Source organism: Myxococcaceae bacterium JPH2 (assembly GCA_016458225.1).
Taxonomy (GTDB): Bacteria; Myxococcota; Myxococcia; order Myxococcales; family Myxococcaceae; genus Citreicoccus.
The window spans coordinates 964,882-980,471 of sequence record JAEMGR010000003.1; the positions used below are offsets into that span (position 1 = coordinate 964,882).

Sequence of the window (15,590 nt, forward strand, 5' to 3'; positions counted from 1 at the left end):
CTCTCACGCGAGAGGAGGGACCGCGACAGGGGCGGGGGCAGGGGCGCCTCGGTTGCGCGCCAGCTTGAGCACCAGGGCCAGCTCCGCCGGGCGCACCGCGCCGGTGACGAGGATGAGCGCGACGTAGAGGACCGCCTCCAGACCCAGGCGGACCCACGGCTGGATGAAGGACAGCAGCGGATCCACCGCGAAGCACGTGAGGCACACGGCCGTCGTCTTGGCCAGCATGACGAGCGAGCGCCGGTCGAACGACGCGCGGCCCATGCGCCACAGGAACAGCGCCGTCACGAGCAGCTCGGTGATGAGCATGCACAGCGCGGTGGCGGTGGCGCCGCCGCCGTCACCCAGGCGCTCATGGAGCACGGGCACCAGCACCAGGTTGAGCAGCGGATCCAACACCGCGCCCATCACCGCCGCGGCCGTCACCCACCAGGGCTTGTTCATCATGGTGAGCCACACGCTGCTGACCATGGTGACGTAGACGAGCACGAACAGCGGGGACAGCACGCGCAGCGGCATGGTGGACTCGTCGAAGCCCGGCCCGTTCATCAGCCGCACCCACGAGTGGGCGCCCAGCACCATGGCCATCATCATGGGGACGGTGACGGAGAGCGTGCCCTCCAGCGAGCGGCGGGTGAGCTGCGTCAGCTCCGCCTCCGAGCGGGACGCGGCGCGCGACATGAGCGGCATCAGCACCCAGCCGAAGATGGGGTTGATGAGGAAGGTGAGGCTGGCGATGTTCCACGCGCCCCAGTACCAGCCCACTTCCTTCATGGAGCCCAGCGTGCCCAAAAGGGACATGTCCACGCGGCCGTTGCACGCGAGCGCGGCGGCGGTGAGGAAGTAGGGCAGGCAGTCCTTCATCACGCGCCGGGTGGCGACCCAGTCCACGCGGAAGCGCAGGCCCAGGTGCGTCTGCGCCAGACGCCAGCCGATGCCCAGCTTCACGGACTCGGCCGCGACGATGGGGATGGCCAACCACTGGAGCCCCACGCCGCCCGCCGCCGCGAGCGCGAGCCCGCCGCCCCAGATGAGCTTGGTGACGATGTTGGAGACGGAGAGCCCCGCCACCTTGCCCTTGGCGTGCAGCAGCGCCGCCATGCACGCGTTGATGATGATGAGCGCCTGCGCCAGCGCGAACCACTGCACCAGGTGGCGCACCTCGGGGGGCTCGTTGCGGAAGTGGAGCACCACCGCGAGCGCGCCCATCAGCAGCACCGTCATGCCCAGCCGCACGAGCATGGTGGTGCCGAAGAAGTCGCTGGCGTGCTCGGGCCGGACCGCGACTTCCTTGCGGATGTACGTCTCCAGGCCCAGGTTGGTGACGATGAAGAAGGTGGCGGAGAAGCTGTCCGCCCAGCTGAAGTAGCCGAGCGCCTCGGGGCCGAGGTAGCGCGCCATCAGCGGCCGGATGGCCAACGCGATGGCGAACGTCACGAGCAGCGAACCGCCGAGCTGCAAGGTGTTGCGCACCGCGCCTCGGACTTCGTTCGTGCTGTCGCCCTGGCCGCTGTCCTGCGGAGTGGAGTTCTGGGTGTTCACGGTCATGACGGCGCTGGGACCCCCGGGCCCCGGGGGGGCGCGCACATAGAAGACGAGCGGCCGCGGCACGTCAACGCCGCTCGCCCGACAGCCCGAGGACCTAGCTGGCCCCGCGTCCGGTGATGACCACCGGCACGGTCTGCAAGAGGAGCCTCAGGTCACTGGTGAGGCTCCAGTGGTCGATGTACTGCATGTCCAGATACATCCACTCCTCGAAGGAGATCTGGTTCCGTCCGGACACCTGCCAGATGCAGGTCAGACCCGGGCGCACGGACAGGCGGCGGCGCTGCCAGGTCTCGTACTTGGCGACCTCGGAGGGCACGGGCGGGCGCGGCCCGACGATGCTCATCTCGCCGCGCAGCACGTTGATGAACTGGGGCAGCTCGTCGATGGAGAACTTGCGGATGAAGCGGCCGATGCCGGTGATGCGCGGGTCGTTCTTCATCTTGAAGACGGGGCCCGACTGCTCGTTCATCGCCGCCAGCTTCTCCTTCAGCTCCTCGGCGTTGACCACCATGGAGCGGAACTTGAGCATGTAGAACGGCTTGCCGTGCTGTCCGGTGCGCAGCTGCTTGAAGAAGATGGGGCCGCGCGAGGTGAGCTTGATGCCGGCGGCCACCACCGCGAAGACGGGCAGCAGCATCCAGATGGCCACCGCGGACACCGCGATGTCGAACAGGCGCTTCATCGCCATCTGGTGCGGCTTGGGCGCCACCGCGGCGAAGTGGAGGTAGCCATCCGCCACCGCGGCGGAGTCCACCGGGCGCGCGCGGTCCAGGCGGAAGCTGTGCGCCGGCAGCGCGAACGGCACGCCGAAGCGCTCGGCCAGCTTGATGGCGGCCTGCATGGCCTCGCCCTGGCGCAGCGTCTGGCCGGCGATGAAGACCTCGCTCACCGGCATGGTGCGCAGGATGCGCTCCAGATCATCCACGGTGCCGAGCACGGTCGCGGGCAGCCCGTCTCCGGAGTGGTCGTCGTGGTAGCGCACGTAGCCCAAGAGCGTGCTGCGGCCGCGCTTGAGCAGGTCCTCGCCCGTGTAGCGGCCCATGGCCCCGGTGCCCACGATGAGCACCTCGTCCATGGGCGCCTCCTGAGAGGCCATGTGGCGGAAGACGAACAGGCGCAGCATCAGCGCCACCGGCCAGAAGATGACGAGCAGGGGTGCCACGCCGGGCACGCGCGCCGCGTCCGGCAAGCCCAGCTGCACCACGGCGAGCACCGTCACCACCGCGAGCGTCGTCACCGAGACGAGCGCCACGTGGTCCAGGCGGCTGCGCTCCGCGAAGCGCGAGTCGTACAGACACAGCGCCGTGCCGGTGATGAGCCACACCAGGACGGCGATCACAATGAGCCCCGGCAGCGCCCAGCCCGGGTTGCCCGGGAGCTGCCCGCCCAACCACGCGGAGCCCGTCAGCACGCCCGCGAGCAGGACCAGGTCCACGGTCAGGTTCATCTTGGCCGCGATGCCCGGCGCCAGCTTCGGCGTGTCGGTGGTGGTTTCCTCGACCTTGACCAGCAGCGGATTCCCGGATGGGAGCGCCGACGACGTCGGCGACTTGGGACTCTCGACCGCGGCGCTAGAGCTTGCACTGCTCATCGTGTCCACCCCCCTCCGCCAACCATCTGGACGCTGGCAGAGGATGCCGTTGTGCCTTCAAAAGTACAAGAAGAGGGAAAAACCTGTTTGCCCGATAGGGCGGCGCGTTGCAACCTCTGCACGGTAAGTAAGACGTGACAAGAGGTGAATTCTTGGCGGCGACCGCCCCCGGTCGCAGACGGCGTGTTGCGCGGAACACCTTGCCTGGGACCCCTGTCACGCGCCGCCGGCTGCTCGGGGACACAGTGCAGGTCCGGTGCCGTCCCCTTGCTGTCTTTATGAGAGATTGGGGAACCCGCTGAGTGCGAAATCCCCGTGAAACTTCAAGGTGTTGCATGGCGCGGGGGAAGGGCGAGGCGGGAGGCGCCCGCGTAGACGTTGCAGCGGCCGTTCCGCGCGAACGCAGCCAGCGTCACGCCAGAACGCAGCGCCAGGTCGATGGCCAGGGAGCTAGCGGCTGAAAAGCTGACTATCATGCTTAATCCGGAAGCTATCGCCTTCTGGACAATCTCGAAACTGGCGCGACTGCTGACCACCAAAGCGACGGGTGGGTTTGAAACGACCTGGGCGCGCGCCAGGGACGGGGCGCGGACCTTCCCGGCGAGCACGAGGGCGCCCACGACCTTGTCCACGGCGTTGTGGCGGCCCACGTCCTCGTAGGCGGCGAGCACCTGTCCGGAGGCGTCCAGGGCGGCGGCGGCGTGGACGCCTCCGGTGCGCTCGAAGTTGCGCTGGGCCTCCTGCAGCCGCTGGGCGGCGAGGGCCATCAGCTCCGGGGACAGCGGGGGCCCAGGCGGGGGTGGGGCGCAACGCTCGAGCAGGTCGCTGACGGAGCGACGTCCGCACACGCCGCAGGCGGAGGTGGTGAGGGTGCCCCGTCGGGTGGTGGCCAGTCGCTCGACATCGAACACGACGCCCGGCGCGGGAGTGACCTCCAGGACATTGCCCCAGCCCTCCTCCCCCGGACGACCGCAGTGGGCCAGCCCGCCCAGGTCGTCCACGCTGCGCAGCAGGCCCTCCGCGAAGAGGAAGCCCACGGCGAGTTCGCGATCATTCCCCGGGGTCCGCATGGTGGTGGCCACGGGGTCTCCGCTCACGCGGATCTCCAGCGGCTCCTCCACGGCGACGCGGTCCTCCTCGGTGGGGTTCAGCGTGGTGCCGTCCCAGCGCTGGACCTCGCGCGTGGCGACGCCTCGGGGCTCACCGGCCATGGGCGCTCCCCAGCTTCAGCGTGGCGAGGACGAGGTCCGCCACCGCGCGCGCATCCGACGCGGCCACCCTGCGCGCGGCGAGCGAGCCCAGGGCGTGCGCGGGCGCGTCCGTGAGGACGGCGAGCACCTCCGGACGCGTGGTGGCGAGCGGGGGCTGGAGACCCTCTCGCCAGACCTCCAGCTTGGGCAACGGGCCGTCCTTCCATCCCTCCACGAGCACCAGGTCCACGGTGTCCGCGAGCCCTGCGAGGAGCGGCCCCAGCGCATCGTCGAGCGGCTCCGCGCGGGTGAGCTGCACCCCCTCGGGCGTGGCGAAGCCCACGAGCGCCGCGCCCGCCGTCTGGAAGCGCGCCGTGTCGCTCCCAGGGCGGTGCAGCGGATGCGTGTCGGACGAGTGCTTCACCACGGCGACGCGCAAGCTCCGCGCGGACAGCTCCGTGACGAGGCGCTCCAGGAGCGTCGTCTTGCCGGCGCCGGACCAGCCGACGACGGCGAGGGCGGGAGGCACGCTCATGGGCTCGGGGACTCCGAGGTCGCGGGCGTGAACGTCGGACGGTCGAACAGCTCCACGTCCACGCGGTCGCCCTCGGCGAAGTCGGCGCGGCCGGTGGGGAGGACGGCCCAGCCCTCCGCGCCCACGTTCTGCAGAATCTGCCCCGAGCCTTGAGGCCGCAGCCGCGCCCACGGGTCGCCACCGTCGCCTCGCGATTCCAGCGCGGAGACGGTGAGGAGATAGGTGAGGCCCGCTTGCTTGTGCCGAGCCTCGGTGAGTCGCGCGGTGATGCGACGGCGATGCTCGTGCACGCCCTGATGTCGCAGCAGGAGCGGGCGCGCGAGCTGGTCGAACGCGACGGTGGCCGCGCCAGGATTGCCGGGCAGCACGACGACGGCGGTGGTGCCCAGGCGCGCCACGGCCACGGGCTTGCCGGGCTTGAGGGCCACGCCGTCCACGAGGAACCGCGCACCAAGCGCGGTCAGCACGCGCTTCACGTGGTCACGGTCTCCCACCGACGCGCCGCCGGTGGTGATGAGCACGTCCACCTCGGGCGCGAGGCGCAGCAGGGCGTCTCGCAGCGCGGCCTCGTCGTCGCGCACGCGAGTGAGCTGTGTCACCTGCGCGCCGGCCTCACGGGCGAGCGCGGAGACGAGGACGAGGTTGCTCTCGTAGACCTGGTGCGCGAGCGCGGGCTGGCCGGGAGCGACCAGCTCATCTCCCGTGGCGAGCACCGCCACGCGTGGGGCGGGGCGCACCAGCGCGGTGGTGTCTCCCAGGGACGCGAGCACGCCGAGCACGGCCGCATCCACGCGCAGCCCTGCTGAGAAGAGCGGGCTGCCGGAGAGGACTTCCTCGCCCATTCGGCGCAGGTCGTGGCCCGGAGTGACGGTGACGAAGATGTCGACCTCGCGTCCCTCATCGGCGGGGCGCGCGGCCTCCTGGCGGACGATGGCGTCGGCTCCGTTGGGGAGCGGGGCGCCGGTGAAGATGCGGGCGGCCTCGCCGGGGCGCAGCGCGCGAGCGGGCAGGGCACCGGCGTAGACGGTGTCGACGACGCGCAGGCGCACCGGGTGGTCGCGGTTGGCGCCTCGCGTCTCCTCGGCGCGCACGGCCCAGCCATCCATCGCGGAGTTGTCGCAGCCCGGCAGCGAGCGTGTCGCGCGGAGCGGCGCGGCCAGGAAGCGCCCATGGGCGAGCGCGAGCGGCAGACGCTCGGGGGCCGCGGGAGCGATGGCGCCGAGGGCGGCCTGCCGCGCGGCGGAGAGGGACAGGAGCGACATGACTCGGCCGCACCTTAAGCGCGTGCGCGAGTTCCTTGTCCATCGTCACGGCGTGAGGGGTGCTCGCCTCCCTCCTGACCTGTCGGGAAGGAGGCGATGGTTCGGGATGCGGCCCTGGGTCATTCTCGCCGGCCTTGGAGTGCAACGGGAGCGCAGCGGGAGCGTCGCGCTCGCGTGACACGGGGCCGGCATGGGACGGTGTCCGAGGGAGGTGTGCGTGGAGAAGAGTGCCCGAGCCCCGGAGCATCCGGACGTGACGCTCGCCCTCATCGCGGGAGGACGCGGGACGCGGCTGTCCGGCGTGGCGAAGGGGCTGCTCGTCGTCGAGGGGCGCACGGTGATGGAGCGACAGCTCGCATTGGCCCCGCTGTTCGCGGAGGTGGTGCTGGTGGCGAACGCGCCGGAGCCCTATGCGCGCTTCGGGCTGCGCACGGTGCCGGACGCCATCGCGGGGAAGGGCGCGCCGGGGGGCGTGCACGCGGCGCTGGGGGCCGCGCGGACACCTTGGGTCTTCACGGTGGCGTGCGACATGCCCTTCGTCTCGGCCGAGGTGGTGCGCGCGGTGCTGGCGGCGCGGAGCTCGGAGGTGGACGCGGTCTGCGGTGAGGTCGAGGGGCGATGGGAGCCGTTGCTCGCGGTGTATCGCGCGGGGCTCGCGGCGGAGTGGGGTGCCGCGCTCGCGGAGGACCCCTCCCTGCGGCGACTGCTGGCGCGCGCGAGGACGCGGGTGCTGCCCGAGTCCGAGCTGCGCGCGGTGGATCCGACGTTGCGCGCCTGGGTGAACGTGAACACGCCCGAAGAACTCGCGCGCCACGGCGTCTCCCTGCCGACGCGATAGCGCGGCGTGCGCCGGGCCCCGCCCGCGTGGACGGGGCCCGACACGTCACGGGCTCAGCGGCACGCGTCCACGAGCCGACGCCGCGGCCGTCCCTCCCAACCGCGCTGGTGGAAGGCGTAGCCCGCGACCAGCGGCAGGGTGACGGTGGCCTCGCCGTAGACCATCTGCTCGTGCACGGTGGACACCTTGCCCCAGCTGCTGGCCTCGCGGAGGGTGGATCCGGAGAGGGCGCCGTCGCGCTCGTCAGCCACGGTGAGCTGGATGGCGTACTGGTGCATGTCCACGGGCTTGCCGACGAAGTCCGCGGCCACCACCACGTCCTGCGCGAAGTTCTTCGGCACGCCGCCGCCCACCATGAACAGGCCGGAGGTGTCCATGGCGAGCCGGCAGCGCGTCAGCTCCAGGAAGTCTCGTGCGCTGTCGATGGACAGGTGGGGTTGGCCCTGCCGCTCCCACTGGTGACGCACGAGCCCGAAGCCCGCCGAGCAATCACTGAAGGCGGGGACGAAGATGGGCACGCCCGCCTCGTGCGCGGCGAGCACCACGCTGTCGCGCGTCTTCCCGTGCTGCGCGAGGTAGCGCCCCATCTCGCCAATGAACTCACGCGAGGAGTAGGGCCGCGGCTCCAACGCGCTGGCGAGGGTGGCGATGGTGGCGTCGCACTCGCGCAGCTCGTCCTCGTTGATGAACGTGTCGTAGATGCGGTCGATGTGCAGCTCACGCAGGGCGTTGTCGTCCGCGTCGGCGCGGCCTCGGTAGTGGCGGAAGCCCAGCGCCTCGAAGAAGTCCTGGTCGACGATGAGCGCGCCCGTGGCGACGATGGCGTCCACCATGCGGTTGCGCACCAGCTCCACCACCACCTGCTTCAGGCCCGCGGAGAAGAGGCTGCCCGCCAGGCAGAGGATGATGCCGCAGCGCTCGTCGCGCAGCATGGCGTCATAGAGGGTGGCGGCGCGGTGGAGGTTGCGCGCCTGGAAGGCCATCTTCCCCATGGCCTGGACGAGCGGACGCACGTCATGCGCCCGGATGTCGATGTGCTCGATGGTGTCGCGAAGATGCTCGGCTTGAGAGGGAGTCACGTCGGAAGTGTCCTGCCTGGCCCGATGAACGAATCCAGGGGCCCAGGGCCGACGTGGCACCACCCGGAGCGTCCTTACGGCCTCTCCCGCTCGGGAGAAGACCGCCATCGGAGACGCCAGGTGGCATGAGCGGCTTCTCTAACGCGCGTCCGGATGGAGGGCAACCCTGTTGCTGTAGACGACCCGTTGCATCACTCCGATGCCAGGACACCGAGCGAGTTCACTCGCATGCGCACGTCCCACGAGCGGTGAAACATTCGCATGCCGCGCGCGACGCGGTGCGCACCGTACCCATGGTGAAGCGCGCCGTCCGTGCTCGCGAGCCGCGCGAACCTGTGGAATCATGCCCCGCCATTCCGGGCTCGAGGGACGACGATGCAGACCAGTCAATGGGATACACCCGAGGCCGTGGAGCGCGATTTGTCGCAGCGCCTCGCCGCCGTCTCCGATTCCGATACCACCCGCGGCATGTTCTTCCTGGGCGTGCTGGACGCGGTGCGCTTCCTGGGCGGCGAGTCGGCCGTGGCGGGCTGTCTGGCGCAGGCCGGAGAGCAGCGCGACTTCGTGCCCATGCAGACGTACCCCATCGGGCGCTTCCTCAAGCTGGCGTATGTCGCGGGGCACCAGCTCGCGGCGCAGTTCGGCGGCTTCGAGGACGCCATGCGCCGCATTGGCACGCAGGCCACGTTGGATTTTCTCAGCTCCATGTTCGCGCGCGAGTTCGTCGCGCAGGCGGGCGGCGACCCGAAGAAGCTGCTGGACCTCTTGCACTCGGGTTACCGCACGGCGCTCAGCTTTGGTGAGCGCTCGGTGGAGTGGACGGGGCCTCGCAGCGGGCGCGTGCTGATGAAGCGCTCCATCATGCCCATCCCCTACAACGAGGGCGTGCTGCGCGGCGCGCTGGAGATGGTGGGCGCGCGGGATGTGCAGATCACCAGTCAGGCCATCGCGCTGGACGAGGCGGTCTACGACACCTCGTGGGATGACTGAGCCTCACTTCGCCCCCAGCTTCGCCCCGACGTAGCGCACGCGGTAGATGCGCCCGTTGCCGTCGTCCGTGACGAGCAGGCTTCCGTCCGGCAGCTCCAGCAGCCCCACCGGCCGCGCGAAGGTGGTGGGGCCCGAGGGCTCCAGCAGGAAGCCGGTGAGGAAGTCCTCGAAGCCACCCTGGGGTTTCCCCTCGGGGGTGAAGGGGACGAACACCACCTTGTAGCCGGTGCCCTCCGAGCGGTTCCAACTGCCCCGGAACGCGACGAAGGCGCCCCCGCGGTAGCGCTCAGGGAAGGCCGTGCCCCGATAGAACGCGAGCCCGAGCGCCGCCGAGTGCGACGGGAAGAGCACGTCCGGCGTGAGCGTCTTCGCCACCAGGTCGGGCCGCTCGCTGTGCCCCTCCTTCATCCGCCGCGGGTCCACGTTCTTCGGGGACAGGTACGCGTAGGGCCAGCCGTAGAAGCCACCGGGTTGCAGGTGCGTGAGGTAGTCCGGCACCAGGTCATCGCCCAGCTCGTCCCGCTCGTTGACGGTGACGTAGGGCTCGTTCGTGCGCGGCTGGAAGTCCAGGCCCACGGGGTTGCGCAACCCGGAGGCCAGCGTCGTCCGCTCCGAGCCATCCAACGCCATGATTTGCACCGCGGCGCGCGGCGGCGCTTCCTCGCTCACGTTGCTTTGACTGCCCACGGTGACGAGCAGGTGTTGTCCATCCGGGCTCACCCGCACGTTGCGCGTCCAGTGCTGGTTGTAGCCAAGCCCTGGCAGCGCCGTGACCTCCTCGCCCGAGCCGGTGAGGCGCTCCTGTCCGCGGTGATAGGGATAGCGGCGCACGGCGTTGGTGTTGCCCACGTAGAAGTGGGTGCCCGTGAACGCCATCCCGAAGGGGAGGTTGAGGCCATTGCGCGCCTCGGCGAAGACCGCGCGCGCGTCGGCCACGCCGATGCCTCGCGTGTCGCGCAGGCGCTGGATGCGCTGCGCGCGGCTCTCGACGACGAGCACGTCTCCTTCGGGCGTGAGCGCGAGCCAGCGCGGCGCGGACAGCCCTTCCGCGAAGACGTTGACCGCGAAGCCCTCGGGCACGTGCAGCAGCGGATCCGCGGGCACGGGGACGACGTCCGGTGACTTGCTGGCGCTCCGGGATGCGAAGGGCGGGGGCAGCGACTCCAGCGTCACGCGTCGTGGCGTGGGCTTCAGCACGTCGGTGCGCACGCGCGAGGCGGCGGGAGGCTCGGCGCGCGGCTTCGCGGTGCCCGCGTCGGGTGGCTCGGCGAAGGCGGGGACGGCGAGCAGCAGGGCCAGGGCGAAGCGGGAGGAAGGGCTCACGGACGGTCCTTTCCGCCGCAGCATGCCGTGGCTTCCGCGCGGGGCGAGAGAGGTGGCCCCCGGGCCTCGGCGCGAAGTGTTGACCCCGGCGGCGACAGCGATTGTCGCGGGGCTGTTTGCCCTCGCGGGGCGCTGGGCGCGGTGCCTGGCTTTTCAACGCGCACGGGCTGTCCGCTGCTGGGACGCGGGTGTCCCGGCCGCGGGCAATGGGCCGCACGTGAGGGCCGTCGCTCCGAGCGTGGCCCTCTGCGTCGGAGCTGGCGCAGCTCTTGCTCTGTGGTCGCCGGCCCGTGGCGCGAGTCACTCCCTTTGCTCGGGGAATGGCGTGCCCGGGATGGACCGCGCGGCGCGTTGGAGTGGGTGGGCTGCTCCAGTTCGCGCGGGGAATGCAGCACGGGAGGCCGGCCGAAGCACTCCTCCCTTCGGCCGGCCTCTAAACTTGAGAATGTCTGATAGCGGCCCAACGGAAAAATAAGGGACGCTGAAAACATCCACGCGCAGCCACGACCTTTGGTTAGAAAGAGGTCACGCGTGCCCCGGGTGAGGCTCTCCGAGGCGCGGACAGAGGAGAGGTTTCCATATGCGTGGTGCGAACAAGTTGCAGGCGCTGGCCGTCGCGGCCGGTCTCGTGGTGGCGTCGCAGGCGGGTGCGGCGGAGCAGATTACGGATCCGACGAAGGTGGCGCGTGAGCCGGGTTCGGCGAGCGGCTTCGGTCAGGCCGGGCAGATTGTCGTGAGCGCGGATGCGTCCGGCTTCTTCGGCTACAACACGGGCTCTGACGCCCTCGTGCTCCACCTGGAGCCCGCGGCCGACTACTTCATCCAGCAGAACCTGTCGGTGGGCGCGGCGGCCCTCGTCGAGCAGGCCTTCCAGGACGGGCCGAACACGACGGCGCTCGGCGTGGTGGTGCGCGCCGGCTACAACCTGGGCGTGGCCGAGAAGGTTTCGCTCTGGCCGCGCGTGGCCTTCGGTCCGAAGTACGTCCACGTGAGCGGTGGCGGCAGCGACCTGGCGTTCGTGCTGGAGGGCTACCTGCCGGCGCTCTTCCACGTCACGCCGCACTTCTTCGTGGGCGCGGGTCCGCAGGTTCGCGCGCTCATCAGCGACCGGGGCGCGGGCGTCGTGGGCTCCAGCCAGGGCGCGTTCCAGGGCAACGACGTGACGATTGGCATCTCCACCACGGTGGGCGGCTACTTCTAGTCGGTCCCTGGCTCGTTCATCCGAATGAGCCTCGACGCAGCGGAGAGGACGGCCAGGTTGCCTCTGGCCGTCTTCCCGTTGCGCAGGGGTGTTAGGATTTCCCGCGTTTCGCATGGTTAAGTCTGTCCATGCGAGCGTTCCTCCTCCTGTCTTGCTTGCCGTTGTTTGCCTGTGCCACGACGCCGGCCGTATCGCCCCCGGCGCCCGTCAGCGGCAGCGCGCTGCATCGGGTCCAGCGGGTGAAGGTCGCGGAGGGCGTTGAGCTGGAGCTCCTCGACTTTGGTGGCCAGGGGCCCGCGCTCGTCTTCCTGACGGGCCTGGGCAACACGGGTCATGTCTTCGACGACTTCGCGCCGGAGTTCACTGCGGCGTACCACGTCTACTCCGTCACCCGCAGGGGGTTTGGCTCATCGAGCTGGCCCACGCAGGGCTATGACACCGCGACCTTGAGCACGGACGTGGTCCGGGTCCTGGACAGTCAGGGGATCGCGACCGCGGTGCTCGCGGGGCACTCCCTCGCCGGGGAGGAAATCACCTGGTTGGCGACCCATCACCCGGAGCGGGTGGAGAAGGTGGTCTTCCTGGACATCTCGACCAAGGGCGACCTGTCAGCGGAGCTCTATCGGGTCCTGCCTTTGCCGACCCCGCGCCCGCCCAATCCCGCGGACCTGGTGTCGCGCGCCACGGTGGCGGCCGCGCTCGCGCGAGGTCTCGGCGGGCCGGTCCCCGCGCATGAAGTCGATGAGACGGTCGAGTTCGATCCGAAGACGGGCCACTACCTGCGCGACCGCCAGTGGTCCGGCGCGGATGCGCAGCTGACGATGGGCGCGTTGAAGGTGGACTTCGCGGCCATCCGGGCCCCCGTCCTCTACCTCCACACGGGTGAGCGTCCCCCCGACCAGGCGGAATGCTATGACGGCTTCGCCCAGATGACCCCCGCGCAGCAACAGAAGCTGCGGGAGATGACCCCCAAGGGAGTTCAGCGGGTGGATGAAGTCCGGCGCACGCCGGGCTGGAAGATCGTGCAGCTCGAGCATGCGGACCACTACGTCTGGATCACCAACCGTGACGACGTGCTGCGCGAGATGAAGGCCTTTCTCAAGAGGTGACGCGCAGTCCGCCGCGAAAGTCGGGGACGCCGCTCGGCGTCTCCGGTTGTCTTCAGCTGAGGCCGGACGTGTCGTGGCGAACCCCGGGCGTGACGGGGTTTGTCATTGGGATTGCCGGGAGTGGATGCGAAGAGGGCCGCGCTCCCGTGCGCGCGGCCCTTCGTCACTGACGCGCGAGCATCAATGCGCTGTCCACCCGAGACTGCTCCACCCATCCTCCTGCGGACGCCCCGCCCTCATGCGTGGACAGGTGGAGCTCCAGGTGCACGACGCGGGGCCCCAGCGCCTGGGCGTAGAGAAGGAGCAGGTGGGTCGCTTCGGTCAGGACGCGCGGCGACACGGGCTCGGTGTTGCCCTGGCCGCCTCGGGTCGCGCGCCAGTCGCGCAGCTTCCACGACACCAGGCGCCCGTCCTCCATGGTCACGTCCACGCCCACCCACGCCGCGCCCCCACGCGGCACCGCGACGGGGGCGAGCGCCTTCTGGAGTTGCTCCATCGCCCGCGTCAGGACCGCCTGCGAGATGCCCTTGTGGCGCAGGGGCAGCGGCCGGACCTCGGGTGGCCGCGCCGCCGTGGTGGATTGCTCCTTCTCCACCCGCCAGCGCGAGGCCTCCCGCCGCAAGATCAAGTACACCTCACCCGTGGGGTGCTGGCTCAGCTCGGTGAGCGCTCGTGCCACGTCGCCTTGCGTGTCCTCCGCGTCCACGGGGGTGCCCTCGTTCGCGTCGCGCCGCATGGCCTGGTAGCCCGTCAGCGTCAGCGCGCCCCGCTCGGACCAGAAGGTGAACACCAGCCGCGTGCCCACCTCGCGCACGCCCTCGGCCACGCCCCAGACTTGAGACGTGGCCAGCGCCACCTCCGCGTCGCGCGCCTCCTCCCAGGCCTCCTCGTCCATCGCCATCAGACCCGAGCCCCGATGCGTGCTCGGGCAGCCGCTCAGCCCTGCTCCCAGCAAGGCCAGAAGGACAGCCCGCCGCGCCTGCGGGAACGGGAAGGAGAGGGTAGGGATTCGCATGCGATGCCTCCGAGTCGGGGCGCGCGGCCGGGGTCAAATCAGGGCTATTTCTGTATTTCTTGTTTCTCCATGGTCAGACGACTCGAGTGCCGCACGCTGACGCGCTCGCCCTCGGGGGTGAGCGGCTGTCCACGGTTCATCGCGTGCGGGGGCGGAAGCCGGTGCGCGCGGCCGGGAGGGTGCCGAGGACCGCCCTGAAGGCGAGGTGCCGCGCGAGGAGGGGACTGGATGGGCTCGGTCCAGCGGAGGGGAGGAGCCACTCGGTCCTCACGGCCCACGGGTCAGGCTGTATCGCGGGCCCCGCCTGAGGGCGCCACGGCCATGCCTCCGTGCGGGGTAGCACCCGCGCGAAGCGGGTGGCCGTCGCGACCGCGCCCGGAAGCAGCGCGTCGCGGGTGAGGCTTCACGCCGGCGTCAGGGCGCGTCGTTCGCTCATGTGGGCAACCGCGGCGAGTCACGCACCTCGGCCACCACGCCGCCCATGAAGGCGCCCACGATGACGCCCAGGCCGGACACGGCGCTCACGACGCCCAGGGCCAGGAATGACACGCTGTCGCCGCGCAGCAGTGAGAACACCATCAACAGGATCCACATCCCCAGCGCCACCCACAGCGCGGGCGCGATGGCCACGCTGCCGGCCCGCGAGGAAGACCCGACGCGGTAGCCCCCGATGATGCCGCCGACGAGGCCGTTCACGGTGGGCAGGAAGAAGAGCAGCAGGCTCCACGCCACCATCCACGCCGCGCCCACACGGGCGGGGTCACCGGGTCTCTTTGGACTGACCATGCGCGTGTCCTCCTCTCCTCGAGGCTGCTCCAGAAGATTGCTCCAGAAGATTGCTCCAGGAGGTTGCTGAAAGAGGTTGTCCCAAGAGGTTGCTCACCTGTCCGGGCGCGTCGAGCCCTCGCGGGAGCCAGCGATGGGTGTCTCCCTCGTGTGGCGAGCAGGCGCGACTGTTGGCCAAGCCATGCTTCGGCCCGGGGGCTTGCGGGGAGGGTGTGCGGGGCAGGTAGGCTCGGGGCGTGATTGCCTCGGTCCATTTCGAGCACTTCCGTGGCCTGCTCGGCGTGGAGCTGACGCTGGAGCCGCTCACCGTGTTGGTGGGGGCCACGGCCTCGGGGAAGACGTCGGTGCTGGACGGGCTGCAACACCAGCTCGCCTACGAGCCCACGGACTTCTGGCGGATGGATGGCTCGCGGCGCATCGCCATCGAGTGGACGTATGCCCATGGCGATCGCACCCGCGTGGAGTATCCCTTCTCCGTGATGGACACCCTGCCCGGGCAGGGCCACGCGACGCAGCAGCTCGCGCTCAACATGAGCGCCCTGCGCGCGGGGGCACCGGCGGGGCGAGCCACGTGGCTGGAGCGCTCGGGCGGAAACCTGGCCAGTGTCTTCGCCGCGCTGCCCACGCCCACGCGCAACGCCATCTCGCGTGAGCTGTCGCGGTGCATCCCCTCGCTGAGCGAGGTGGACGTGGCGCAGGACGTGGACGGCAAGACGTACCGCCTGCGCTTCCGAGACCGCTGGAGCCCCGATGTCTGGTACGCGCCCGAGCAGGTATCGGACGGCGCGCTGTGGCTGCTGGCCTTCCTGGTGGTGCCGCATCAGCGACCGCTGCCAGAGCTGCTGACGCTCGACGAGCCCGAGCGCGCCCTGCATCCCGCCCTGGTGCGCGAGGTGATGACCCAGCTTCGAGCGCTCACGCGCGGCGAGTCCACGGGGCAGCCGGTGCAGGTGGTGCTGGCCACGCACTCGCCGGACCTGCTGGAGCTGGTGCGGCCCGAGGAGGTGCGGCTCCTGGCTCGCTCCGCGGCGGACGGCTCGGTGAGCGTGCGCGCGCTGCAGGGCGGCAAGTCCGACTGGCGCCGCGAGTGCCGCGCGGGGCTCGACGCGCTGTGAGCCCCTCG

The 15,590-nt window shown here is 70.6% G+C and carries 12 protein-coding genes and 1 pseudogene; 5 read left to right on the forward strand and 8 right to left on the reverse strand.

The annotated features are described in order from the left end of the window. Positions 1-3: 3 nt before the first annotated feature. The 4 genes and pseudogenes from JGU66_08645 to JGU66_08660 form a co-directional block, all read right to left on the reverse strand. Positions 4-1,542: a flippase gene (locus tag JGU66_08645; GenBank protein MBJ6760830.1), complete on the reverse strand. Its 1,539-nt coding sequence runs from the start codon at positions 1,540-1,542 to the stop codon at positions 4-6. Positions 1,543-1,642: 100 nt separating this feature from the next. After that, entirely contained in the window at positions 1,643-3,139 is a 1,497-nt protein-coding gene (locus tag JGU66_08650) for a sugar transferase (protein ID MBJ6760831.1), read from the reverse strand. A 323-nt stretch (positions 3,140-3,462) separates the two neighbouring features. Then, positions 3,463-4,864 (reverse strand): annotated as a pseudogene (gene fdhD, locus JGU66_08655) (formate dehydrogenase accessory sulfurtransferase FdhD). Beyond that, on the reverse strand, positions 4,861-6,126 hold the full coding sequence (locus JGU66_08660) for a molybdopterin molybdotransferase MoeA (protein ID MBJ6760832.1): 1,266 nt from the start codon (positions 6,124-6,126) through the stop codon (positions 4,861-4,863). The pseudogene fdhD and the gene JGU66_08660 overlap by 4 nt, the downstream one beginning before the upstream one ends. Before the next feature lie 190 nt (positions 6,127-6,316). Here JGU66_08660 and JGU66_08665 point away from each other — a divergent pair, with 190 nt between their 5' ends. Beyond that, the gene (locus JGU66_08665) at positions 6,317-6,964 is read left to right on the forward strand and encodes a molybdenum cofactor guanylyltransferase (GenBank protein ID MBJ6760833.1); all 648 of its coding nucleotides are present in this window, start codon (positions 6,317-6,319) and stop codon (positions 6,962-6,964) included. A 53-nt stretch (positions 6,965-7,017) separates the two neighbouring features. Here JGU66_08665 and JGU66_08670 read toward each other — a convergent pair whose 3' ends face one another. Continuing rightward, positions 7,018-8,043 (reverse strand): deoxyhypusine synthase, encoded by a 1,026-nt coding sequence (locus JGU66_08670; GenBank protein MBJ6760834.1) that lies wholly within the window; start codon positions 8,041-8,043, stop codon positions 7,018-7,020. Positions 8,044-8,418: 375 nt separating this feature from the next. Between JGU66_08670 and JGU66_08675 the strand changes: the two genes are divergently transcribed. Continuing rightward, complete coding sequence (locus tag JGU66_08675) at positions 8,419-9,033, forward strand: DUF2378 family protein (protein ID MBJ6760835.1); 615 nt, start codon at positions 8,419-8,421, stop codon at positions 9,031-9,033. A 3-nt stretch (positions 9,034-9,036) separates the two neighbouring features. Here the strand turns inward: JGU66_08675 and JGU66_08680 are convergent, their stop codons facing one another. Beyond that, positions 9,037-10,380 carry a PQQ-dependent sugar dehydrogenase gene (locus JGU66_08680; protein MBJ6760836.1) on the reverse strand — a complete coding sequence of 448 codons (1,344 nt, stop codon included), beginning with the start codon at positions 10,378-10,380 and terminating at the stop codon, positions 9,037-9,039. A 556-nt stretch (positions 10,381-10,936) separates the two neighbouring features. Between JGU66_08680 and JGU66_08685 the strand changes: the two genes are divergently transcribed. Continuing rightward, complete coding sequence (locus JGU66_08685) at positions 10,937-11,557, forward strand: hypothetical protein (protein MBJ6760837.1); 621 nt, start codon at positions 10,937-10,939, stop codon at positions 11,555-11,557. 128 nt (positions 11,558-11,685) lie between these two features. Continuing rightward, positions 11,686-12,666 carry an alpha/beta hydrolase gene (locus tag JGU66_08690; GenBank protein MBJ6760838.1) on the forward strand — a complete coding sequence of 327 codons (981 nt, stop codon included), beginning with the start codon at positions 11,686-11,688 and terminating at the stop codon, positions 12,664-12,666. A gap of 163 nt (positions 12,667-12,829) precedes the next feature. Here the strand turns inward: JGU66_08690 and JGU66_08695 are convergent, their stop codons facing one another. After that, entirely contained in the window at positions 12,830-13,681 is an 852-nt protein-coding gene (locus tag JGU66_08695; protein MBJ6760839.1) for a hypothetical protein, read from the reverse strand. A 432-nt stretch (positions 13,682-14,113) separates the two neighbouring features. Beyond that, positions 14,114-14,467 carry a hypothetical protein gene (locus JGU66_08700; protein ID MBJ6760840.1) on the reverse strand — a complete coding sequence of 118 codons (354 nt, stop codon included), beginning with the start codon at positions 14,465-14,467 and terminating at the stop codon, positions 14,114-14,116. 236 nt (positions 14,468-14,703) lie between these two features. Between JGU66_08700 and JGU66_08705 the strand changes: the two genes are divergently transcribed. Continuing rightward, complete coding sequence (locus JGU66_08705) at positions 14,704-15,582, forward strand: AAA family ATPase (GenBank protein MBJ6760841.1); 879 nt, start codon at positions 14,704-14,706, stop codon at positions 15,580-15,582. Positions 15,583-15,590 lie beyond the last annotated feature (8 nt).